The sequence below is a fragment of the Nesterenkonia alkaliphila genome (assembly GCF_009758175.1).
Classification (GTDB): Bacteria; Actinomycetota; Actinomycetes; order Actinomycetales; family Micrococcaceae; genus Nesterenkonia; species Nesterenkonia alkaliphila.
Genome location: NZ_WRPM01000095.1, coordinates 67,019 through 90,161, shown reverse-complemented (window position 1 = coordinate 90,161; position 23,143 = coordinate 67,019). Strand labels below are relative to the sequence as shown.

The following is a 23,143-nucleotide window of genomic DNA, read 5'->3' as shown; positions in this document are numbered from 1 at the left end:
TAAGTACCCCTAGTGTGTGAGTATGGTCACAGCGGATAAGGATGCCCAGCTACTGCAGATGAGCGGCATCGTCAAGCACTTTCCCGGCGCCAAGGCGCTGGACGGCGTGGACCTCGACATCCGCGCCGGAGAAGTGCACTGCCTGCTCGGTCAGAACGGCGCCGGAAAATCCACCCTCATCAAAGTGCTGGCCGGAGTGCACCAGCCCAATGAGGGTCAGATCTCCTGGCGCGGAGAACCGACCGCCATCAGCTCCACCATGGACGCGCTGCGGCTGGGGATCGCCACCATGTACCAGGAGCTCGATGTAGTCGACGGGCTCACCGTGGCGGAGAACATCTTCTTAGGCCACGAGCTGGCCACGGGCGGAGTGCTGCACCGCCGGGAGACACAGACCAAGGCACAGGAGCTGCTCAACAGACTCGGGCACCCCGAGATTCCGCCACACCGGCCGGTGGGCCAGCTGCCGGCTGCTGGCAAACAGGTGGTCTCCATGGCCCGGGCGCTCTCCTATGACGCCCAGCTGATCATCATGGACGAACCCTCCGCCGTACTGGACCCCGAGGAGGTGGACAACCTCTTCCGGGTGGTCGACTCGCTCACCGCCCAGGGCGTGGCCGTGGTCTACATCTCCCACCGGCTGGAGGAGATCCGCCGGATCGGGGACCGGATCACCGTGCTCAAGGACGGGCGCACCGTAGCCACCGGGCTCAGCGCAGCTGAGACCCCCACCAGCGAGCTGATCTCCCTGATGACCGGCCGCGAGGTGGTCACCGACTTTGGCGGCACCTCCAACGGCCCGGTCTCCGAGGAGCCGGTGCTCCAAGTGGAGGACCTCGCCGTGGCCGGGGTGTTCGAGCTGGTCAGCTTCAGCCTCCGCCCCGGGGAGATCCTGGGACTGGCCGGGCTGGTGGGCGCCGGCCGCTCAGAGATCCTCGAGGCCGTCTACGGAGCCCGCCGCCGCACCTCAGGCACGGTGCGGCTCAACGGCAGGGCACTGCGTGCCGGCTCAGTCACCCACGCGGTCAACAGCGGGATCGGCCTGGCCCCCGAGGAGCGCAAGAGCCAAGGCCTGCTGCTGGACCAGCCCATCTACCGGAACATCACCCTGTCTGCCTTCGCCCGGTTCGCCCGCGGCCTCCTGCTCAACGAGGGCGCGGAGCGCAGTGCTGCCCGGCAGAAGGCCCAGGCGCTGAACCTCTCCCCGCCCCATGTGGACCGGCAGATCCGCACCCTCTCTGGGGGCAACCAGCAGAAGGCCATGCTGGCCCGCTGGCTGGTGCACGGCTGCCAGGTGCTGCTGCTGGACGAACCCACCCGCGGCGTCGACGTTGGGGCGCGGGCAGACATCTATCGCCTGATCCGCGAACTGGCCCGGCAGGGCACCGCAGTCCTACTGGTCTCCAGCGAGATCGAGGAGGTCCTCGGCCTGGCCGACCGGGTGCTGGTGGTGGCAGACGGCGCAGTAGTCCACCAAGGCCCAGCCGCAGAGATCGACGAGCACCGAGTCCTTGACCTGGTCATGGAAGGAACCACTGCATGAGCACCGAAGAGACACAGCACCAGGACACCGCCCCGGGTCCGGCTGCCGAGGCGTCCGTGGACCGCGACCTCAGCCCGGAAAGCACCAGCACTGCGCCCACCGCTGCTAAGACACGGCTCAGCCTGGGCCACAGCCTCGGCCTGGTGCTGGCCCTGGTGGCGCTGATCGTGATCGGCATCATCACCGGCGGGGACCGGTTCATGAGCGTGGACAACCTCATGGTCATCCTCCGCCAGGCGGCCGTGGTCGGTGTGCTCAGCATCGGGGCGACCTTCGTGATCACCTCCGGAGGCATCGACCTCTCCGTGGGCTCAGTGATGGGCCTGGCCACCGTTTGGGCCTCCACCCTGGGCACCCAGGCCCTGGCCAATGACGTGCACTGGACGGTCATGGTGCTCACCGCACTGGCCGTGGGAGCAGGCTGCGGCATCATCAATGGGATCATCATCGCCTACGGCAGGGTCGCGGCCTTCATCGCCACCCTGGCCATGCTGGTGGCCGCCCGCGGATTTGCCGAGATCATCTCCGGCCGGCAGACCCAGATCGTCAACGTCCCCGACTTTCTCAGCACCTTCCGCGGCGAGGTACTGGGCATCCCGAACATCGTCTGGATCTTCATCTTCGTGGCCGCGGCCGGCTGGTTCCTGCTTAACCGCACCACCTTCGGCCGGCGCACCATCGCCATCGGCGGCAACCCCGAGGCGGCCCGGCTGGCCGGTATCAAGGTGCAGCGCTACCGGGTCAAAGTCTTCGCCCTGGCCGGACTCTGCGCCGGTATCGGAGCCGTCATGATGCTCTCGCGCACCACCGCCGGCTCATCCAACCACGGCTACCTCATCGAGCTGGACGTCATCGCTGCGGTAGTCATCGGCGGGACCCTGCTGGCCGGCGGGCGCGGCACCATCGTGGGCACCGTGATCGGGGTGCTGATCTTCGCGGTGCTGACCAATATCTTCGTCCAGAACAACCTCGACCAGTCCGTCCAGGCACTGGCCACCGGCGCAATCATCGTGGTCGCAGTGCTGCTGCAGCAGCGCTTCGCCCGGGACGGCCGCACCTAGCGCCCCCACCCACTCACACCCATTCACCCACCCTTTCCGACCCAAGGAGGAACCATGTCACACACTCGCACCCCCACATGGTGGTTGAGCGCCACTGCAGTGCTCTCCGCCGGACTGCTGATCACCGGCTGCCTGAGCAACGATCCCGAAGCCGTGGCCGATGACGATGACAACGGCAGCGGCGCTGCCGACACCGCCCCAGCCGGCGACAACGCCGAACCCGGTGAGGATGTGGTGATCGGGTTCTCCGGCCCCAACGCCGGCCACGGCTGGATGGGCGCCATCACGGCTGCCGCCCAGGAGCAGGGCGAACAGTTCGAGGATGTGGAGCTGCGCGTCTCCGAGGGCACAGATGACGTCAACCTCCAGATCAGCCAGATCGAACAGTTCATCAACGATGAGGTCGACGCCATCGTGGTGCTGCCCTTTGACGGTGCGGCACTGACCGAGGTGGCCATCGACGCCATGGACGCCGGGATCCCGGTGGTCAACGTGGACCGCGAGTTCGCCAGCCCCTTCGCCGCCCGCACTACCATCCTGGGCGACAACTACGGCATGGGCGTCTCCGCAGGCACCTACATCTGTGAACGTCTGGGCGACCAGGACGGTGCTGTGGTGGCCGAGATCGCCGGCATCGACTCCCTGCCGCTGACCCAGGACCGCAGCGCCGGCTTCGAGGACGCCCTGTCCGACTGCGGACTGGAGGTCAGCAACCGGGTGGCCGCTGACTTCAGCGTGGCAGGCGGCGAGGAGGCCGCCTCCAACCTGCTGCAGGCCGCCCCTGAGATCGACGCCATCTGGAACCACGACGACGACCAGGGGGTCGGGGTGCTCGCCGCCATCGAGAACGCCGGCCGCGAAGAGTTCTTCATGGTCGGCGGTGCAGGATCGGCCAATATGATGCGCGAGATCCAGGACGCCGATTCCGTAGTCGAGGCCACTGTCATCTACCCCTCCACCCAGGCCGCTGACGGCATCCGCCTGGCCCGGCTGCTGGCCCAGGGCCGCGCCATGGGTGATCTGGTCCAGGTCGAAGTCCCCCGGGAGATCCAGCTCTACGCCCCGGTGGTCACCGAGGAGAACGTTGAGGACTACCTGGACTACGCCTTCGAGTCCTGAGCCGCAAGGAGACCGAGATCATGAGTGAGCAGGCAGGAAAGCCACGGCTGGGCGTGGCGATGATCGGGTACGCCTTCATGGGGCGCGCCCACTCCCAGGCCTGGCGGACGGCGCCGAAGTTCTTCGACCTGCCGCTAGCCCCCGAGATGACCGTACTGGTCGGCCGCAACAAACAGGCAGCCCAGGCTGCGGCCGACCAGCTCGGCTGGTCCGATGTGGAGACAGACTGGCGCGCCGTCCTGGAGCGTGACGATGTAGACCTGGTGGACATCTGCACCCCCGGCAATACTCACGCTGAGATTGCCGAGGCGGCCCTGGCCGCCGGCAAACATGTGCTGGTGGAGAAACCCATGGCCAACACCGTCGCCGAGGCCGAGTCCATGGCAGCGGCAGCCCGGGCAGCTCGGGCTCAGGGGGTGCACTCCATGGTGGGGTTCACCTACCGCCGGGTGCCAGCTGTTCAACTGGCCCGCCAGTTGGTTGAGGCCGGCCGGATCGGGCAGGTCCGCCAGGTCCGCGCCCAGTACCTGCAGGACTGGTTGGCCGATGAGACTGCGCCGCTGTCCTGGCGGCTGGACAAGGAGTTGGCCGGCTCCGGGGCGCTGGGTGATATCGGCGCCCATGCGGTGGATCTCACCATGTTCATCACCGGGCAGCGCTTCGCCGGGGTGTCCGGGCTGCTGGAGACCTTTGTCCCGGAGCGGCCTGTGGCCGAGTCCTTTACCGGGCTGCACGGCACCGGGGGGTCTCAGCGCGGACCGGTCACTGTGGACGACGCCGCCCTGGGCATCGCCCGCCTGGAGTCCGGGGCTCCGGTCACCTTGGAAGCCACGCGGTTCGCCTGGGGGCGGAAGAACGCCCTGCGCATCGAGGTCACCGGGACCAAGGGAGCTTTGGCCTTCGACTTCGAGGAGATGAACGTCCTGAACCTTTATGAGGCAGCCGACGACGCCGCCACCTCCGGTTTCCGCCGGATCCTGGTCACCGAGCCGGAACACCCCTATGTGGAGGCATGGTGGCCGCCCGGCCACGGGTTGGGCTATGAGCATGGGTTTACTCATCAAGTGGTCGACCTGATCAACGCCCTGGCCGAAGGCAGAGAGCCCAGCCCCAGCTTTGAGGACGGCCTGCATGTGCAACGGGTTCTCGACGCACTGGAGCGCTCCGCGGGGCAGGAAAGCCGCTGGACCCAGATAGAAGACACCGAAAGGAGCTGATGAGTCATGGCACGACCAATCACCCTGTTCACCGGCCAGTGGGCCGATCTGCCGTTCGAGGAGGTGGCCCGGCTGGCCGGCGAGTGGGGGTACGACGGCCTGGAGATCGCCAGTTGGGGTGACCATCTGGACCCCTGGAGAGCCGCCGAGGACGACTCCTACGTCCGGAACCGGCTTGAGATCCTGGAGAGGAACGGCCTGCGGGTGCACGCTATCTCCAATCATCTCAAGGGCCAGGCGGTCTGCGATGACCCGATCGACGCCCGCCACCGCGATATTCTGCCGGACCGGATTTGGGGTGACGGGGAGCCGGAGGGTGTCCGCCAGCGCGCAGCCGAGGAGCTCAAGGCCACCGCACATGCGGCGGCCCGGCTCGGGGTAAAGACCGTCACCGGGTTCACCGGTTCGGCCAACTGGAAGTATGTGGCGATGTTCCCGCCGGTGGCTGAGGAGCTGGTAGAGGCCGGTTACCGGGACTTCGCCGACCGCTGGAATCCCATCCTGGATGTCTTCGACGAGGTCGGAGTGCGCTTCGCCCATGAGGTGCACCCCTCGGAGATCGCCTATGACTACTGGTCCACGGTCAAGACGCTGGAGGTGATCGGCCACCGGGAGGCTTTCGGATTGAACTGGGACCCCTCCCATATGGTCTGGCAGGACCTTGACCCGGTCGGGTTTCTCTGGGACTTCCAGGACCGGATCTACCACGTGCACTGCAAAGACACCAAGAAGCGGCTGGTCAACGGGCGCAACGGGCGCCTGTCCTCCCATCTGCCCTGGGGAGACCCGCGCCGCGGCTGGGACTTCATCTCAGTGGGCCGCGGCGATGTGCCCTGGGAGGATGCCTTCCGGATGCTCAACGCGATCGGCTATGACGGCCCGCTCTCCGTGGAGTGGGAGGATGCCGGGATGGACCGTCTCATCGGTGCCCCGCAGGCCTTGCAGTTCGTCCGCGCCAACGCCTTCGAACCTGCATCGGCCGCCTTCGACGCCGCGTTCAGCCAGCGTTAATCACAGTGGGGGGCCGTCTTCCGGAACTCCGGAAGGCGGCCCCCCACTGTGCAACGGCTGATCAGATGATGTCGTGGCCCTCTCGGCGGGCTTGGCGCCAATCATTGAGGAACCCGCGCAGCAGTACTGCGAAGACTCCCAGCACCACTACGGGCCACATCAGGACATAGATGGTCATCAGCAGGGTCTCCATCGTCACTTCTCCTTTCCTGCAGCGCCGGCGGGGGCACCTACTGGCTCAATTCCGGGTTTCTCATCCTGGGCGGCGTCGTCGTCATCAAAATTGCCCACGCGCTGCTGCACCGTGCTGAAGTCGAAGCTCCGGTTATTGCGCAGGCACATCGCCAATACGATCAGCGTGCTCACCGAGTACGCCACCAGTGATGCGCTGAGCACGGTGTATTCATGCAGGGAGCCCAGCGCGAAGGGGAGGGTGAGCAGCGTTGCCAGCACCCCGGTGATCTTGCCTGCGCGCAGGCCGAAGAAGCCGAAGGCCATCAGGCCCAGGACCACGCCGACCCCCACAGCTGCCAGCACATCGATGGTGAAGGCGAAGAGTGTGATCTCCAGCGGGACCCAGTCGAACCGGACCGGGATGAAGACGGCCAGGGCGCTCAGCACCGCCACCACAAAGCTGAGGTTGGTGATCTTCTCCCAGTAGAAGCTGGCGATCACCGGGAATACCAAGGCGCCCCAGAGTGCGCCGACGAATACCAGCATGTCCAGAATGTCCAGCTGCAGCCCGGCCAGCACCACGGCGGCGGTGGTGGCGACGATCATGGTCACCCGTCCCACAAAGAGCATCACCTTGGGCCGGGCCTTTCCGCGGGAGGCGATGTTCTGCCCATAGATATCCGCCATCACGATCGAGGACAGTGCCGAGAGGTCCGAGTCCGCGGTGGAGGAGAGCGCCCCGATGATCATGATCAGGAACAGCGCCACCAGCACTGTGGGCAGGTAATCAGCTGCCATCTGCGGAATGATGTTGTTGGAATCCCCGTCCAACGGCTCCATTCCCAGGTAGAGCGCCAGTACACCGATCATTCCCACGCCGATGACCATGCCCGCATAGCCGATGGTGGCGGTGATGAAGGTGGGCTTGATCAGGTCCTCACGCACTGCGAAGAGCCGCTGGGCAATGGTCTGGTTACCGATGGCGTAGGCCAGCACCGCAGCAATATAGGGCGCACCCTGGTGCATGAACGCCTCCGATGAGAAGAAATTGGACTGCTCCGCGGTGAGGTTGCCGGCACCAGTCTCAAAGGCGGAGGGGAACCCGGCGCTGAAGAAGATGATCGGAATGATGATGCCCACCAGCAGCATCATCACCATCACCTGCATGAAGTCGGTGAGTGCCGAGGCCCGGAACCCTGACCAGAAGGTGTAGAGCAGCACGCCGGTGGCCACGGCCAGCACACCTTGGACGAACGAGAGCGGGGAGAACAGGGCGATCAGCGCACCACCGGCCACCAGGTTGCTCATCAGGCTGATCAGGCTTCCCACTACGTTGGAGCCGGCCAGCAGCAGCTGACTGGAGCTGCCGTGCCGGGCGCGCATCACCTCGGCGAGCGTGTGAGCCTTGGGGGCCACCTGGCGGATCCTCCGCCCGAAGGGGTAGATGAAGAGGATCATGAAAGCACCCCACAGGCCATAGTGGATAGGCCCTGAGATGCCGTAGGTGTATCCCGAGGTGGCGGAGGCGTACATCGAGGAGGCCCAGATCCAGGTGGCCGTCATACTCGCGGCAGCGATGCCGAAGCCTACCCCGTTGCCCGCTGTCATATAAGCGTCGGCGTTCTCTTTTCTCCGGCGGATTCGCATGGCCATGTAGAGCGTGAATCCGTAGAACGCCACTAGGAGAAGAAGCACCGTGGAGGTGCTCAGAATGGGCGAACTGTTGTCCATATGTTCCTTTCGTGAAATACCCGTAAATGTCCAGGCGCCCCTTGTCAGCGAATATCCAGTTAAAGTTCACGCTTCGGCCAGGTGCGCCGGCGCTCAGCATAGATCGGCCCCCGGGAGCAGGGGATCCGGGGAGGAAATGGCAGGTGAGCGCTACTTCGCGCTTATCACTGGGAAGCTCAGCGTTTCTGCCGGCGGGGAAGTGTGACGTATACCACGCGAATTCAGGTGCAGAGGGCGCAATTATCCAGCTGGGCGCAGCTGCCCTTTGAATGCCTCAGGAAGGGTTGGGCCGGCCCAGTGCCGGAGCCAGGCGGGTGGCGATATCGGTGAGGATCTGCACGTAGTCCTCGTAGCTGAAGCCCGGTGGCAGGGCAAAAGCCGCCTCGTCCACCTCCAGGTAGCCGGCCTGCTGCAGCATGGCATCGGCGATCTCATCACTGGTGCCCAGCAGGGGGGCCGGATCGGGCTGTTGGTTCTGCACATAATCGCGGTACCGCGCCTCCTGCTCCCGGCTGGCGGTATCAGTAGGGACAGCCGTGGCGAGAAAGACGCGGCGCTCGTCGAACTCCACCAGCCGCCCGCCGCAGAGCCGCTCCAGCGTGAAGCGGTTGGCTGGGTGCTCCGCCGGATCGGCTCCGTAAGTGCCCAGCCGGATCCGCCGGGTCCGCTGCGAGGCTGCGGCTAGGATGCTCAGCGGCGAGTAGGTTTCGCCGCGCTGTTCTGGGGCAGCCAGCCAGGCGGCGTCGAAGCCGAGCTGCTCGCCCAGTTCAATGGACTGCATCGTCTGCTCATAGTTGGCGGAATCAGCGGAACCGGGCAGGGGGTGGGTCAGGAATCCCAGCATCTTCAGCGGGGCTCCGGGGCCGGCGAAGTCCTCGGCGCGGCGCCTGGCCCGGGGCAGCACTCGAGTGCCGCCGCGGCGTCGGGTCTCCACCAGGCCCTGTTCGCGCAGGTGGCTCCACGCCTGGGCGATAGTGCCGACGCTGACGCCGAGCTCCTGGGCCAGTTCGCGGACCGTGGGCAGGCGGGAGTCCACCGGCAGAATCTTGTGCTCGATCAGCCCGCCGATCTGAGCCGCGATCCCGGCGGGGGTCCGGTCGCTGAGCCGGGCGGCAAGCTCCTCGGCGTCAAGCTCAGACATAGGGCACAGCCTCCGGGTCAGGTAGTGAACTGCGCTCCATCCTACGCGCTGGGCGGATTCGAGTTTTGCCGCATAGGTGCGGTAAAGTTGTTCGGTGCGTTCTGCGCGGGCGCCTGAGACCAGGCGGATTACCCGAGCGGCCAAAGGGGGCTGACTGTAAATCAGCTGGCACTGCCTACGGGGGTTCGAATCCCTCATCCGCCACCGCCGGCGCAACGCCACCGATTGGGGTCCTGACTCAGGTCAGGGCCCCAATCCTGTATTCCGGGATTCGCCCCTCGCTTAATGGCTCTGGCGGCTCCACATGACCGAGCGACTCCCGTATTGTGGCGCCCATGGCTACTACAGAACTGACCACTGAAGCCTTCCAGCAGACACTGGAGGACTCCGAGATCCTCTTCATCGACTTCTGGGCCGAGTGGTGCGGCCCATGCAAGCAGTTCGGCCCGGTCTACGAGCAGGTTTCCGAGGAGCACCCGGAGATCACTTTCGCCAAGGTGGACACCGAGGCCGAGCGCGAGCTGGCCGCTGCGGCCAAGATCAGCTCCATCCCCACCCTGATGGCCTTCCGCGAGAAGGTCCTGGTGTTCTCCCAGCCCGGTGCGCTCAACGCCGAGCAGCTGACCCAGGTGGTCACTGCGGTCAAGGACCTCGACATGGCAGAGGTCCACAAACAGATCGCCGAGCAGGAGCAGAGCTCCGAGGCCTGAACACCGGCAAGATTGCGTAGCGAAACTGTGGGAACTCAGCCGGTTCTGGGCTGAGTTCCCACAGTTTCTTAACATAATCCGCTAGCGGCGCCGGTGGTCCTCCGGGGCCAGCCGGGGGCCGTAGCGGCTCATCCTGAACCCGGAGAGGCCCAGCAGCCGGATCACACGCTGCCGGTGCGGCCGGAACGGCTCCAGCAGGGCCAGCATCCCGGCGTCGTCGGTGCGGCGCCCCGTGAGTGCCTCGCCCACAAAATGCGCCAGATGATAGTCCCCCACTGCAGGCAGATCCGCCGCACCATGTGAGCGCTGCAGCGCCTCTGCGGCAGTCCAGTCCCCAACTCCGGGGATCGCCCTGAGCCGGACTGCGAGCTCGGCCACCTCATCGGTCTCCACCGGGGTTGCGGAGCTGAGTCGGTGAATGCTGCCGGCCCGTTCCGCAAGCCGCAGCACCGTTCTCGACAGCGGCGGCTGCACCCACAGCCGGTGCCATTCCCAGCTCGGCACGGCCTTGAGCTGCGCCGGGGAGAGCGGCAGGCGCATCCACGGCGGTGCCGGGACCTCCGGTGAGGATGGCGGGGCCTGGCCATGGCGGCGCAGCAGGTTCCGCCAGCTGTACCGAGCCTGGTCATGGGTGACCTTCTGCTCCAGAGTCACGGTGACCAGCTGATCGAACAGTGCCCCGGTGGCCGGCAGACGCACCCCGGGGCGGCGTCGTCGTACCTGGGCCAAAGTAGTGGAGATCCGGTCCCCCAGGGCATCAAGCAGCAGCTCCAGCTCCGTCCAGTCATCCTCGGCGCCCAGAATGGGGAGAGCGCGCTGAAGAGCCGCCTGGAGAGCCGGGGCAGAATCCGCTGCCACCAGCACCTCCACCTCAGAGCTGCTGAGCTGGCTGAACCGGTAGCTGGCGGACCCCAGCTCAGCACCGGCGGAGTCGTAGATCCGCTGGCACATCCAGGCCCCGCCCTCGTCCACCCGGAGGGAGGGGTCAGCGTGCCCGCGCTGCAGCACACCGAGAGTTCCGGGCAGGTCATAGACTTCGCCGAAGTCCACCACTCGCTGACCCACATATGTCACCGGCCCACTGTACGCCGGGTCAGTATTTCGCCAGAAGTCGCTGGGGCTGGGGTCTCAGCGGGAGCGCCGGTAGCCTTGGGGCCATGAAATACGCCCAGTCCGTCGTCGATCTGATCGGCGGCACACCTTTGGTACGGCTGAACAGTGTCACCGAAGGAATCGAGGCCACGGTGCTGGTCAAGCTCGAGTACCTCAACCCCGGCGGATCCATCAAGGACCGGATCGCCCGCAAAATGATTGAGGACGCCGAGGCCGCCGGCAAGCTTAAGCCCGGCGGAGTGGTGGTCGAGCCCACCTCCGGCAACACGGGGGTCGGCCTGGCCCTGGTCGCCCAGCAGAAGGGCTACCGGGCGGTATTCGTCACCGTGCCCAAGGTGGCCCAGGAGAAACGAGACGTCCTGCGAGCCTATGGCGCAGATGTGGTGGTCGGCCCCGCCGGGGTGGCCGCGGAATCCCCGCTGAGCTACTACGGGATCTCCGACCAGCTGGCCGCCGAGATCCCCGGCGGCTATAAGCCGGACCAGTTCTCCAATCCGGCCGCCCCCGAATCGCACTACGAGACCACCGGTCCCGAGATCTGGGAGGACACCGAGGGCCGGATCACCCACCTGGTGGTCGGCGCAGGTACCGGCGGCACCGTTACCGGCACCGGCCGCTACCTCAAAGAGGTCTCCGCGGACCGCGCTACCGGCCCAGTGAAAGTGGTGGTGGCCGATCCCGATGGTTCGGTCTACTCCGGCGGCGAGGGCCGCCCCTATTTTGTGGAGGGTGTGGGAGAGGACGTCTGGGTCCCCAACTATGACCCCGCCGTCCCTGACCAGAAGCACGCGGTCACCGACGCGGAGTCATTCGCCATGTGCCGGCGCTTAGCCACTGAGGAGGGCCTGCTGGTGGGCGGCTCCTCCGGGCTTGCCGTAACCGCGGCGCTGAAGGTGGCTCAGGAGCTGGGCCCCGACGACGTGGTGGTCGCCGTACTGCCCGACTCCGGCCGCGGGTACCTGGCAAAGATCTTCAACGACCAGTGGATGATCGACCACGGCTTCGGTGAGGTGGTCTCCACCTCCACCGGCACCGAGCTCAGCGTGAGGACCACAGAACAGATCAGCCAGGCGGTGGCCGAGGGAGCCCTCGGGGCAGGCCGTACACCACAGGCTCCCGGCACCGGCAGCACTGAACCGAGTACGACGACGGCGGCTCACCTGCTGGCCGCCAAACGCGATCTGTTCTCCGATGCGCTGCCGGAGGTCATCTCCATCACCCGCGACACCACCCTGCGCGAGGCGGTCAGTGTGATGAACCGCTACGGGGTGGACATCGTGCCGGTGATTGACCGCCCCGGCCGGGCAGCCCGGATCGGCGAGGTCTACGGCATCGTGGATGTGGAGCACCTCACCGAGGATGTGATCGAAGGCCAGGCCGCCCCCACTGATCCGGTGGCTGAACATCTGCGGGACGATCTCCCCCTGGTGGGCATCACCGAGACTGTGCCGCAGATCCTGGCCAAGCTGCGCGCCACCCCCACCCTGCTGGTAGCCGACCGCGGCGATATCGTCGGCGTACTCACCCGCAACGATCTGCTCGCCCACCTCTCGGGCGCCGAGACCTACGAAGGAACTATCGATGAGTGAATCCCCCAACACCGCAGCTTCAGGGACCAGCACCGGATTTTCCACCCAAGCCATCCACGCCGGCCAGGAGGTGGACCAGGTCTTCGGCGCCGTAGTCCCCCCGGTGCACTTCTCCACCACCTACGCCCCGGACGGCATCGGGAATCTGCGCAACGGCTATGACTACGGCCGCGCCGGCAACCCCACCCGCACCGCCCTGCAGACTCAGCTGGCAGCCTTGGAGGGCGGCGGCCACGCATTCAGCTTCGGCTCCGGGCTGGCCGCCGAGGATGCGGTGATCCGGGCTCTGCTGCGCCCGGGCCAGCGGATCGTGATGGGCAATGACGCCTATGGAGGGTCCTTCCGGCTCTTCGACAAGGTGCATTCAGCCTGGGGCGTGGCGAATACCCCGCTGGACCTCAGTGATCACACCCGGGTGGCCGCGGAGTTGGAGAACGACGACGCCGCCCTGCTGTGGGTGGAGACCCCCTCCAACCCGCTGATGGCCGTCACCGACATCACCGCGCTGGCAGATATCGCCCACGCCCACGGGGCGCTGCTGGTGGTGGACAACACCTTCGCCACACCCTATCTGCAGCAGCCGCTGTCCCTGGGTGCAGATGTGGTGGTGCACTCCACCACCAAATACATCGGCGGACACTCCGATGTGGTCGGCGGGGCAGTAGTGCTGGGCTCCGGCGATGCCGCCGATGATCTGGCCGGGAAGATCGCCTTCCAGCAGTTCGCCGTAGGTGCGGTCTCCGGGCCGCTGGACGCCTACCTGACCACCCGCGGGCTGAAGACCCTGGGCGTGCGGATGGACCGGCACTGCGCCAATGCCCAGACCATCGCCGAGCACTTCCAGGACCATCCGGCCATCGAGAAGGTGCTCTACCCGGGGCTGGCCTCTCATCCCCAGCATGAGTTGGCCAAATCCCAGATGCGCAGCTTCGGCGGGATGGTGTCCATCCAGCTGACCGGCGGTGAGCCTGCTGCCCGAAAGGTGGCCGAAGCCACCCGCTTCTTCATCCTGGCCGAATCCCTGGGCGGGGTGGAATCGCTGATGAACTATCCGCACGAGATGACCCATGCCTCAGTGCGCGGCACTGAGCTGGCGGTGCCGGAGAACCTCCTGAGGCTCTCAGTGGGGATCGAGGATGTGGCCGATCTCATTGACGATCTCGAGCGGGCGCTGGGCGGGCTGTAACGAGACTGCCGATGGTCGCCGGGCGTGACGTGCAAGCGGTGCTGCTGGCCGGCGGAGCCGGAACCCGGCTCGGCGGGGCGGATAAGGCTCTGCTGATCCACCGGGGCCGCACCCTGCTGGAGCACTGGGGCGCCGCCTTGGCAGAACGCGGGGTGGGCACCGCCGTGGTGGGGGGTGAGCATCTGCGCCCGCAGCTGCCTGCAGGGTTCCGCCTCACCCGTGAGGATCCCCCGCTGTCCGGGCCGGCTGCCGCGGTCTGCGCCGGAGTACGGGCGCTGCCGCCTGTGGAAGGAACCCCCGCCCATACTGTGCTGCTGCTCTCGGTGGACACCGTGGACCCCGGTCCGCTGCTGGACTGGCTGGCCGGTTGGCTGCCCCCGGTCAGTGCTGCCGGTGAGCAGGCCACGGTCCCCAGAGACCGGGAAGGCCGTTTTCAGATGCTCAGTGCGGCAGTCTCCGGGGCCTGGCTGCGCCGCAGAGTCGCCGCGCTGAGCCCGGGGCAGGAGACCGGCCAGTCACTGCGCTGGCTGCTCAAGGGTGCGCGTACTGTGCACCCGGTGCTTCCGGCCGGGCTCGGCCGGGATGTAGACGATCACCAGGACGCCCGTGCACTCGGTATAGACCTCTGAGACTGTGAGATTCTGGGCACTATGACTGATCAGGACCGTATGCAGGCCGTGCAGGATTGGGCAGCCGAACTCGCCCATCACTTGGAGATCGAGGACGCCCCGGTGGACACCGCCGCGATCCTCGGGATCGCCGGCGAGGCGGCACACACCGTGGTCCGGCCCGCCGCACCGGTGACCACCTTCCTCATCGGCTACGCCGCGGGCCTGGCCGAGGCCACCGGCCAGGCTGAGTTCAGCACCGCGCAGCAGGCCGCCACCGGCGTCGCCCGGAGACTGCTGGCCGCCCGGGCCGCGGCCCAAGACGAAGGAACACCGGGCGGCGGAACACAGGACGGCGCAGCCCAGGGCGAGGATGCTCAGGACAGTGCATGAGCAGGCCGCAGTGAGCCGTGCGGAGGCGCTCACCCTGGAGCAGGCTCGCAGTATCGCCGCTGCCCAGCCCGCCCGTCCGCCGCAGCAGCTGCCCCTGGAGCAGGCCATCGGCTGCCTATTGGCCCAGGCTGTCACTGCCCAGCAGCCCATACCGCATTCTGACACCTCAGCCATGGATGGTTGGGCGGTCTGCGGCGAACAGCCGGAGGAGGGTTGGCAGATGCTGCCCGGCGGAGCCACCAGCCCCGCCGACCTACTCCCGGCGCTGGGCCCCGGTCAGGCCATCGAGGTGGTGACCGGGACCCCAGTGCCGCAGGGTACAGACTCAGTGCTGCGCAGCGAGCATGCAGTAATTCATTACAAGGCCCAGCGCCTGCGCGCCGTCCCGGGCACCGGCGATCTGCAGCCCGGGCGCCATATCCGCCCGCGCGGGGCTGAGGCCGCACAGGGGGACCAGCTGCTGGCCAAAGGACAGCGGCTCACCCCGCTGCGGGGCGCCGCGGCGGCAGTGGCCGGCTGTGACACTCTGGCAGTGCACCCCACCCCCACGGTGAGAATCATCGCCACCGGCACGGAGGTGATCACCGCCGGACTGCCCGGCCCCGGCCAGGTCCGCGACAGCTTCAGCATGACCCTGCCCGCCCTGCTCACCGCGATGGGCGCAGCCCCGCAGACAGTCTCCAGGAACCAGGACGACCCCACAGCCCTGGCCGCTGCCTTCACGGCAGTGGATACGGATCTGCTCGTCACCGTGGGCGGTACCGCCCATTCGGCTGCAGACCCGGTCCGCCCCGCACTGGCTGAGGCCGGAGCTGAAACGCTGATCAGCTCTGTGGATATGCGGCCCGGCCACCCGGTGACGCTGGCCCGGCTGCCCCCGCGGGCGCTGCCGCACAACACCCTGGTGCTGGCCCTGCCGGGCAACCCGCTGGCCGGCTACGCGGCGCTCATCGCGGTGGGCCAGGTGCTCATCGACGCCCTGGCCGGGGCGGTAGACCCTCTCGGCATGCGGCAGCAGTATCTGAGGGCCGCCCAGGATCTGGAGCCGGCGCGGCGCGGCACCCGGCTGCTGCCGGTCACCGTGGACCCCGGCGGGGTGCGCCCCAGCGCCCACCACAGCCCGCATATGATGCGAGGGCTGGCACAGGCTGCCGCGCTCGCCGTCGTACCCTCTGGCGGTGTTCCGGCAGGTGCCCAGGTCAGGTGCCTGCCGCTCCCCACTCAGGAGCTGCCATTATGGGCCGGCTGACCACCAGGCGCCGAATCACCCGGCTGCAGCGCACCGACACCGGGGTCAGCAGCAGGCCCCGTAATGACGTCCTGGCTGCAGAGGAGCCGCTGGAGCTGCGCGTGGGCGGGCAGACCCTGACGGTGACCATGCGCACCCCGGGCCATGACTTCGAACTGGCCGCCGGACTGCTGGTCTCCGAAGGTCTGGTCAGCACAGCAGAGCAGCTGCGCAGTATGCGCTACTGCTCCGGCACCGATGAGCTGGGCCAGCAGACCTATAACGTGATCGATCTGGACCTGGACCCCGCCCTGGTGCAGGCCGCGCTCAGCACCCGCCGGCATCTGATGACCTCCTCCGCCTGCGGGATCTGCGGCACCACCAGCATCCACGCCGTGCACAAGGCTCTGCCCGAACACCCGCCCAAGCCGCAGCTGAGCATCAGCGCTGAGACGCTGCTCCAGCTGCCGGATACCCTGCGGGCCAACCAGGATCTCTTCGCCAGCACCGGCGGGGTGCATGCTGCCGGACTGTTCAGCGGCACCGGCGAGCTGCTTCAGCTGCGCGAGGATGTCGGGCGGCATAATGCGGTGGACAAAGTGGTGGGGGCGTGTCTGCTCAACGGCCGGCTCCCCCTGACCGGCACTGCAGTTCAGGTCTCAGGCCGAGCCTCCTTCGAACTGGTGCAGAAGGCCGCGCTGGCTGGAGTCGAACTGCTCAGCGCAGTGGGCGCCCCCTCCTCCTTGGCCGCCGAGCTGGCGGAGACTGCAGGCATCACCCTGGCCGGATTCTCCCGTGGTAACTCCCTGAACATTTACACCCACCCGCATCGGGTGAGGCTCTAGCGATGAACAGAGCTGACCTATGGTGCGATGTCCGGCCCACGCCGGAGTGGAGCTGCGCCTGCCAGGTTGCCTCGAGCGTCGTGCTCGGCCCTGAAAAATGAGACGATGAACACATGCCTGATGTGCGCGGCAGAGAAGCCCGGTTCAGCGATATAGACGAGGAGTCGTTGGAGGTCAGCGGCCCCAAGGCTCATGCCGCCGGGCTGAAGGCGGTGCAGGTCTCCTTCGACCGCGGAGTGCGCCAGGCCGGAGTCTCCCGGACCCTGCGCTCCATGTCACTGGTCAACCAGTCCGGCGGGGTGGACTGCCCCGGCTGCGCCTGGCCTGAGTCAACAACCGGGGACCGCAAACGGGTGGAGTTCTGCGAAAACGGGGTCAAGGCCCTGGCCGAGGAGGCCACTCAGCGCATCGTCACCCCCGAGTGGTGGGCGCGGCACCCGATCAGCGAACTCGAGCAGAAGACCGAGTACTGGCTGGGCCAGTCCGGGCGCATCACCCACCCAATGGTGATCCGGGCGGGGGAGGAGCATTACCGCCCGATCAGTTGGACAGAGGCCTTCGATCTGATCGGTGAGCATGTCCGGGGCACCGACCCTGATCGCTGCGTCTTCTACACCTCCGGGCGCACCGCCAATGAGACCGCATTCATGTACCAGCTGCTGGCCCGCAGCCTGGGCACCAATAACCTGCCCGACTGCTCCAATATGTGCCACGAGTCCTCCGGCACAGCCCTGACCCCCACTATCGGGATCGGCAAGGGCACCGTCTCGCTGGAAGATCTCGAACAGGCTGAATTGATCTTTGTGGTCGGTCAGAACCCAGGCACCAACCACCCCCGGATGCTGGGCTCCCTGGCGGCATGCCGCAGAAACGGCGGAAAAGTCATAGCGGTCAACCCGCTGCCGGAGGCCGGGCTGCTGAAGTTCAAGGATCCGCAGACTCCCCGGGGGCTGCTCGGCGGCGGCGAACAGATCAGTGATGAGTATCTGCAGATCAAAGTGGGCGGTGATCAGGCGCTCTTCCAGGCGCTGGGCCACCTGCTGCTGCAGAAGGAGAGGCAGAACCCCGGCAGTGTGGTCGACCGGGAGTTTGTGAAGTCCTCCACTAAGGGCTTTGAAGAGTACGACGCCGCCCGCGCCACCATCGACTGGCAGGTCACCGAGGAGGCCACCGGACTCAGCAGGGCAGAGATTGAGCGCACCGCCGAGATGCTGGCCGCCTCCAAGGCCACCATCTTCTGCTGGGCCCTGGGAATCACCCAGCAGCCGCATTCGGTGGACACCATCAAAGAGATCGTCAATCTGCTGCTGCTGCAGGGCAACTTCGGCAAACCTGGGGCCGGTGCCTGCCCGGTGCGCGGGCACTCCAATGTGCAGGGCGACCGCACCTTCGGCATCTGGGAGAAGCCCAAGGAGGACTTCCTGGCCAGGCTGGATGCGGAGTTCGGCATTCAGGCCCCGCGCGAGCACGGCTACGACTCCACCACTGCGATGTATGCCATGGCCGAGGGCAAGGTGGACGTCTTTGTCTCCCTGGGCGGAAATCTGGCCATGGCCAACTCGGACACTGCTCTGATGGAGCAGGGTCTGAAGCGGACCGGGCTGACCGTGCATATCTCCACAAAGCCCAACCGCTCCCATGTGGTGCACGGGAAGACCTCGCTGATCCTGCCCACCCTGGGCCGCTCCGATAAGGACGATAAACACCCCGGCGGGGCCCAGTTCCTCTCCGTGGAGAACTCCATGTCCGTGGTCAGCCGCACCCAGGGCCGGCTGGAGCCGGTCTCCGACCACCTATTGGCAGAACCGGTGCTCATCGCCCGAATGGCGCAGGCGATCTTCGGCTCCGGCCATCCGGTGGACTGGCGGGCCATGGCCGAGGACTATGACGTGATCCGCGACCACGCCTCCCGGGTGATCCCGGGCACCGAGAATTTCAATCAGCGAGTCCGGGACAAATACGGATTCGTGCTGCCCAACCCGCCCCGGGACCACCGCGCCTTCGCCACCGGGGACGGCCGCGCCGCCTTCACCGTGCGGCAGTTGGAGTACCTGAAGCCCCCGGAGGGTCACCTGGTGCTGCAGACCATGCGCTCTCACGACCAGTACAACACCACCTTCTACGGGCTCGATGACCGCTACCGCGGGATCTCCGGCGGGCGCCGCGTGATCCTGATTCACCAGGAGGACCTGACCCTGGCGGGCTTCGCCGACCGGGACCTGGTCGACGTCGTCTCCGTCTTCCGGGGCCAGGAGCGCAGGGCCGAACGCTTCCGGCTGGTGGCCTACCCCACGGCCCGCGGCTGCGTGGCCGCCTACTACCCGGAGGCCAATGCCCTGGTTCATCGGGATCTGGTGGCCAGAGAGTCCAACACCCCCGGGTTCAAAGCAGTGTTCGTCCGCTTCGAACCTCATCAGTCCTCAGCGCGCACCGATTCCCCTGCATAAGCACTACCGAAGGAGCACCAACTATGCCGCATACCGTCAACGCCGTGGTGGTCACCGAGAAGAACGCCCCGGCCACCGTCACCGAGATCATCGTGCCTGACCCGGGTCCGGGCGAAGTGGTGGTCGAGGTGCTCACCTGCGGGGTGTGCCAGACCGATCAGCACTTCCAGCAGGGCGAGGTCGGGGACAACTTCCCCTATCTGCTCGGCCATGAGGCCACCGCCCGGGTTTCCCAGCTCGGTGAGGGAGTAACCAACGTGAAGGTCGGTGACAAGGTCATCCTCAACTGGCGGGCCGTCTGCGGTGAATGCCGGGCCTGCGCCAAGGGCGAGCTGAAGTACTGCTTCAACACCCATAACGCCGCCCAGAAGATGACCCTGACCGACGGCACCGAGCTGGAGGCGGCCCTGGGCATCGGCGCCTTCGCTGAGAAGACCCTGGTCCACTCCGGCCAGTGCACGGTGATCGACGAGGTGCCCGATACCTCCAATGCCGCAGTAGGCCTGCTGGGCTGCGGCATCATGGCCGGTATCGGTGCGGCGATCAACACCGGTGAGGTCAAGCGCGGGGAGTCCGTGGCGGTCATCGGCTGCGGCGGGGTGGGCACTGCCGCTGTGGCTGGGGCCAAACTGGCCGGGGCCACCACCATCATCGCAGTGGATATCGATCCGCGGAAGCTGGAGAAGGCCGTAGAGCTGGGCGCCACGCATACCGTCAACGCCAAGGACGCCGATCCTGTGGAGACCATCCGGGAGCTCACCGGCGGGTTCGGAGCAGATGTGGTGATCGACGCCGTGGCACGTCCAGAAACCTATAAGCAGGCCTTCTACGCCCGCGACCTGGCTGGCCGCGTGGTGCTGGTGGGCGTGCCCGACCCCAAGTTCACCCTGGAGCTGCCGATGATCGACGTGTTTGGGCGCGGCGGAGCGCTGAAATCCTCCTGGTACGGTGACTGCCTGCCCTCCCGTGACTTCCCGATGCTGGTGGACCTCTACCAGCAGGGCAGGCTGGATCTGGACGCCTTCGTCACCGAGCGCACCACATTGGACAAGGTCCAAGAGGCCTTTGACACCATGAACCGTGGCGATGTGCTGCGCTCAGTGGTGGAACTGGGCGCCTGAACCCATTGACCGAGCCCACCGGCTACACCTACTGAAGGAGCAAAGTGATGAGCGCACGCATCGAGCACCTGGAGACCTCCGGAACCTTCTCCCTGGACGGGGAGACCCATCAGGTGGACAACAACGTCTGGATCATCGGCGATGACACCGAAGTGATCGTCATCGACCCCGCGCACAGCGCCGAGGCGGTGGCCGAGAAGGTGGCAGGCCGGAAGGTCCTGGCGATTCTGCTCACCCACGGCCATGACGATCACATCCGGCAGGTGCTGCAGGTCAAGGAGCGCATCGGCGGTCAGGTCCATCTCAACCCGGAGGACCGCATGCTCTGGGACCAGGTCCATGACGACGCCGCCCCTGACGCAGAGATTGCCCACGGCGATACTTTCGAAGTGGCCGGGGTCACGCTGCGGGCCTTGCACACCCCGGGGCACTCGCCCGGTTCCACCTGCTTCTACTCCGAGGACCTCGGCGAGGCACCGGTGCTGTTCTCCGGGGACACCCTGTTCCAGGGCGGGCCCGGGGCCACCGGCCGCTCCTACAGCAGCTACGAGACCATTGTGGAGTCGATCCGCAGCACGCTCTTCGCGCTGCCGGCTCAGACCATGGTCAACACCGGGCATGGACCCTCCACCAGCATCGGTGCCGAGCAGCAAGCCCTTAACGGCTGAGGTGCAAGCGAAGCGAGCATCGACTTCATGGTGTAAAGCCCGGCAAGGCTTTGCCGGCCGGGAGGCGAGCGGGGCGTGTACCCGCCGCCGGGACATCTTCTGCAACGGTTCGTTGGGGATGCGGGCCATTGCGTAGGGTAGGGCGTGACTGTCAGGCGTCCCAGCGCGCCTGACACGTACAGCGTGACAACGAACGGGAGGACCGGCCGTGAGCGAGAACACGGGGAACAACGAACAGCCGCAGCAGCCGGGGGAGGGACAGTCCGCCCCGCCCCCACCACCGCCGGGAGGAGCTCAGCAGCCGCCGGTGCCGCCTGCACCGCGGCAGCAGCCCCCCGCACCACCCTCCCCGGCTGAGCCGGCAGCGCCGCGGCAGGCCCCCGCGCCGGAAGCGCCCGCTCAACCGCCGCAGCCTTCGGTTCCGCAGCAACCGGCTCCGCAGCAGCCTGCTCCGCAATACCAGGGGCAGTACCAGCAGCCTGCGGGCTATCCGCAGCAGGGCCTGCCCGGGCAGCAGTATCCGCAACAGGGTCATCCCCAGCAGGGATACCAGCAGCAGCCTCAGGGCCAGTCCTCAGATGTGGCAGTTCCTGAGTTCCTCAAGGCTGTGCGGCTTCCGCATATCCTCACTGTGCTCATCGCTCAGGGCGTCACTTACGGAGTGCTCTTCGTCCTGGCCCTGGTGATGGTGATCCTGACCCTGATTGCCGGTGCCGTCGGCGACGGCGGAGACATCGGGGACCTCACAGGCGCCGGTGACGCCAGCACCGTCTGGGCGTTCATCGCCCTGCCCTTCCAGTTCACCGCCATGTGGCTCTTCGGTACCCTGCGCGCCTCAGAGGGTGGGGACGCGTTCTTCGCGCTCTGGGCCCCCAACCTCTTTGTCGTAGCTGTGGCCATCGGTGTGGCCGTGTGGATCGCACGCCGCTGGGCCTCGGTGAAGCAGAAGAAGGACCCGGCCAACCACCCGGTCTCCCTGGCATGGGGAGCCAAGCTTCTGGTGGTCGGTGCGCTCTCTCTGGGCCTGTCCTTGATCACCCTGCTGCTCACCTTCGCCCTGAGCTTCCGGCAGGACGGCGTGACCCTCGGGGCTACCGGTGTGGCACTGTTCTTCGGCTCTCTGCTGGTCTACTTGGTGGTGGCCCTGCTGGTTGTCTCGCCAGCCGATGCCTCCGGCAAGGTCACCGCTGCGGTGACCAAGGTGCTGCCCTCGGCACCTCAGGCCCCGCGCGCCGTCGTGATCCACTTCCTGACCATCGCGGTGCCGGTCCTGATCGCCACCATCATTTGGGCCGGAGTTGAGGAGGGCATGTTCCTCGTCGTGGTCCTGCTGTGGCTGGGTGTTCCGCTGACTGCCTTCGGCAGCGTGGCGCTCTCCCACATCGGCGGAGTGACCGTGGCCGGCGCGGACGGCTACACCACTATGCGCGAGACCCTGAACCTGTGGACTGAGAACGTCTTCGCCTGGTGGGTCATCCTGCTGCTGGTGCTGCTGACGGTGATCGCCCTGCTGCTGGCTTCCTTCAGCTGGGCCTTGGCTCGTGACAATCGTCAGCTGGGCAACCCGCTGTCCTGGTTCACCCTGCCGCTGGCTTTCGCAGCGGCCGGCATCATCGCCTCGATCTTCGGGCGGGTCAGCCTGGAGATCAACTCTGCCGGTTTTGTCCCACTTGTACCTTCCGGCGATGTCTCCATGGGCCCCTCCTGGTGGACCTTCGCGGTATTCCTGCTGGCCGGTGTGATCGTGGAGGTGCTCAGCCGGTTCGTGGCCCCCTTCGTGGTCAACGCGTTCCCGCCTGCTCTGAAGGGTCTGCTCAGCGGAACCAAGAACGCCTCCGCCAAGCAGTTCCAGTCATCGGGTACCCAGCAGCCGCAGCACGGTTACCCGCAGCAGGCCTACCCCCAGCAGCCGCAGCACGGCTACTCCCAGCAGGGTGGGTACCAGCCGCAGCCCGGCCAGTACCAGCAGCCGGGATACCCGCAGCAGGGCCAGCAGCCCGGCTATCAGCAGCCCGGTGCCCCGCAGCAGCCCTCTGATCCCCAGCAGCCGCAGTACCCCCATCACGGCCAGCAGGGCGGCACCCCACCCCAGCCACCTCAGCCGGGGCAGCCACCACAGCCCCCGCAGAGCTGAGCGCCGCTGAGTGATTAACAGCTGTGGGCCGGTACCTCCAGAGGCACCGGCCCACAGTCTTTTAACCCCGATGCGGGAAAATCCTCGGTGATGCCGTAGACTGG

Annotated in this window: 20 protein-coding genes and 1 tRNA gene; 17 read left to right on the top strand and 4 right to left on the bottom strand. The window is 66.8% G+C overall.

The features are described 5' to 3' along the window. Positions 1-22 precede the first annotated feature (22 nt). Genes GNZ21_RS13110 through GNZ21_RS13090 form a run of 5 tightly spaced genes read left to right on the top strand, consistent with a single transcriptional unit; the run spans position 23 to position 5,951 of the window. Complete coding sequence (locus GNZ21_RS13110) at positions 23-1,543, top strand: sugar ABC transporter ATP-binding protein (RefSeq protein WP_157325048.1); 1,521 nt, start codon at positions 23-25, stop codon at positions 1,541-1,543. Then, complete coding sequence (locus GNZ21_RS13105; RefSeq protein WP_157325044.1) at positions 1,540-2,604, top strand: ABC transporter permease; 1,065 nt, start codon at positions 1,540-1,542, stop codon at positions 2,602-2,604. The genes GNZ21_RS13110 and GNZ21_RS13105 overlap by 4 nt, the downstream gene beginning before the upstream one ends. 54 nt (positions 2,605-2,658) lie before the next feature. Further along, a complete protein-coding gene (locus GNZ21_RS13100) occupies positions 2,659-3,723 on the top strand; it encodes a substrate-binding domain-containing protein (protein WP_157325042.1) in 1,065 nt (354 codons plus the stop codon). A 20-nt stretch (positions 3,724-3,743) separates the two neighbouring features. Then, positions 3,744-4,940 carry a Gfo/Idh/MocA family protein gene (locus tag GNZ21_RS13095; RefSeq protein ID WP_157325040.1) on the top strand — a complete coding sequence of 399 codons (1,197 nt, stop codon included), beginning with the start codon at positions 3,744-3,746 and terminating at the stop codon, positions 4,938-4,940. Positions 4,941-4,946: 6 nt separating this feature from the next. Further along, complete coding sequence (locus GNZ21_RS13090; protein WP_157325038.1) at positions 4,947-5,951, top strand: sugar phosphate isomerase/epimerase family protein; 1,005 nt, start codon at positions 4,947-4,949, stop codon at positions 5,949-5,951. A gap of 61 nt (positions 5,952-6,012) precedes the next feature. Here the strand turns inward: GNZ21_RS13090 and GNZ21_RS13085 are convergent, their stop codons facing one another. The 3 genes from GNZ21_RS13085 to GNZ21_RS13075 all read right to left on the bottom strand — a co-directional run bounded on the left by GNZ21_RS13085 (position 6,013) and on the right by GNZ21_RS13075 (position 8,997). Further along, positions 6,013-6,144 carry a putative transporter small subunit gene (locus GNZ21_RS13085; protein WP_229659350.1) on the bottom strand — a complete coding sequence of 44 codons (132 nt, stop codon included), beginning with the start codon at positions 6,142-6,144 and terminating at the stop codon, positions 6,013-6,015. A 2-nt stretch (positions 6,145-6,146) separates the two neighbouring features. After that, on the bottom strand, positions 6,147-7,856 hold the full coding sequence (locus GNZ21_RS13080) for a sodium:solute symporter family protein (protein ID WP_157325035.1): 1,710 nt from the start codon (positions 7,854-7,856) through the stop codon (positions 6,147-6,149). Positions 7,857-8,130: 274 nt separating this feature from the next. Continuing rightward, on the bottom strand, positions 8,131-8,997 hold the full coding sequence (locus GNZ21_RS13075) for an LLM class flavin-dependent oxidoreductase (RefSeq protein ID WP_157325034.1): 867 nt from the start codon (positions 8,995-8,997) through the stop codon (positions 8,131-8,133). 122 nt (positions 8,998-9,119) lie between these two features. On the opposite strand from GNZ21_RS13075, the gene GNZ21_RS13070 reads away from it, so the two are divergent. Together GNZ21_RS13070 and GNZ21_RS13065 are read left to right on the top strand one after the other, a co-directional pair. Further along, positions 9,120-9,201 (top strand) — tRNA-Tyr (locus GNZ21_RS13070). Positions 9,202-9,332: 131 nt separating this feature from the next. Beyond that, on the top strand, positions 9,333-9,707 hold the full coding sequence (locus tag GNZ21_RS13065) for a thioredoxin family protein (RefSeq protein ID WP_157325033.1): 375 nt from the start codon (positions 9,333-9,335) through the stop codon (positions 9,705-9,707). Positions 9,708-9,788: 81 nt separating this feature from the next. On the opposite strand, the gene GNZ21_RS13060 is transcribed toward GNZ21_RS13065, so the two are convergent. Beyond that, positions 9,789-10,781 carry a DNA-3-methyladenine glycosylase family protein gene (locus tag GNZ21_RS13060; protein ID WP_188503404.1) on the bottom strand — a complete coding sequence of 331 codons (993 nt, stop codon included), beginning with the start codon at positions 10,779-10,781 and terminating at the stop codon, positions 9,789-9,791. Positions 10,782-10,864: 83 nt separating this feature from the next. Between GNZ21_RS13060 and GNZ21_RS13055 the strand changes: the two genes are divergently transcribed. The 10 genes from GNZ21_RS13055 to GNZ21_RS13010 all read left to right on the top strand — a co-directional run bounded on the left by GNZ21_RS13055 (position 10,865) and on the right by GNZ21_RS13010 (position 23,039). Further along, the gene (locus GNZ21_RS13055) at positions 10,865-12,409 is read left to right on the top strand and encodes a cystathionine beta-synthase (RefSeq protein WP_157325032.1); all 1,545 of its coding nucleotides are present in this window, start codon (positions 10,865-10,867) and stop codon (positions 12,407-12,409) included. Continuing rightward, the gene (locus GNZ21_RS13050) at positions 12,402-13,595 is read left to right on the top strand and encodes a cystathionine gamma-synthase (protein WP_157325031.1); all 1,194 of its coding nucleotides are present in this window, start codon (positions 12,402-12,404) and stop codon (positions 13,593-13,595) included. The genes GNZ21_RS13055 and GNZ21_RS13050 overlap by 8 nt, the downstream gene beginning before the upstream one ends. A gap of 11 nt (positions 13,596-13,606) precedes the next feature. Continuing rightward, positions 13,607-14,224, top strand: a complete 618-nt coding sequence (locus GNZ21_RS13045; RefSeq protein WP_157325029.1) for an NTP transferase domain-containing protein — start codon at positions 13,607-13,609, stop codon at positions 14,222-14,224. A 21-nt stretch (positions 14,225-14,245) separates the two neighbouring features. Next, positions 14,246-14,596 (top strand): DUF6457 domain-containing protein, encoded by a 351-nt coding sequence (locus GNZ21_RS13040; RefSeq protein ID WP_188503405.1) that lies wholly within the window; start codon positions 14,246-14,248, stop codon positions 14,594-14,596. Continuing rightward, positions 14,589-15,845 carry a molybdopterin molybdotransferase MoeA gene (locus GNZ21_RS13035; protein ID WP_188503406.1) on the top strand — a complete coding sequence of 419 codons (1,257 nt, stop codon included), beginning with the start codon at positions 14,589-14,591 and terminating at the stop codon, positions 15,843-15,845. Before GNZ21_RS13040 ends, GNZ21_RS13035 begins: the two co-directional genes overlap by 8 nt. After that, positions 15,833-16,669, top strand: coding sequence for a formate dehydrogenase accessory sulfurtransferase FdhD (gene fdhD / locus GNZ21_RS13030; protein WP_157325026.1), 837 nt, complete (start codon positions 15,833-15,835; stop codon positions 16,667-16,669). The genes GNZ21_RS13035 and fdhD overlap by 13 nt, the downstream gene beginning before the upstream one ends. A 113-nt stretch (positions 16,670-16,782) precedes the next feature. Further along, positions 16,783-19,116, top strand: a complete 2,334-nt coding sequence (locus tag GNZ21_RS13025; RefSeq protein WP_157325024.1) for an FdhF/YdeP family oxidoreductase — start codon at positions 16,783-16,785, stop codon at positions 19,114-19,116. Between the two features lie 23 nt (positions 19,117-19,139). Next, positions 19,140-20,237, top strand: a complete 1,098-nt coding sequence (locus tag GNZ21_RS13020; protein WP_157325022.1) for an S-(hydroxymethyl)mycothiol dehydrogenase — start codon at positions 19,140-19,142, stop codon at positions 20,235-20,237. A 47-nt stretch (positions 20,238-20,284) separates the two neighbouring features. After that, positions 20,285-20,905 carry an MBL fold metallo-hydrolase gene (locus GNZ21_RS13015; RefSeq protein ID WP_157325020.1) on the top strand — a complete coding sequence of 207 codons (621 nt, stop codon included), beginning with the start codon at positions 20,285-20,287 and terminating at the stop codon, positions 20,903-20,905. 208 nt (positions 20,906-21,113) lie between these two features. Continuing rightward, a complete protein-coding gene (locus GNZ21_RS13010; protein ID WP_157325016.1) occupies positions 21,114-23,039 on the top strand; it encodes a hypothetical protein in 1,926 nt (641 codons plus the stop codon). The last annotated feature ends 104 nt before the right edge of the window (positions 23,040-23,143 follow it).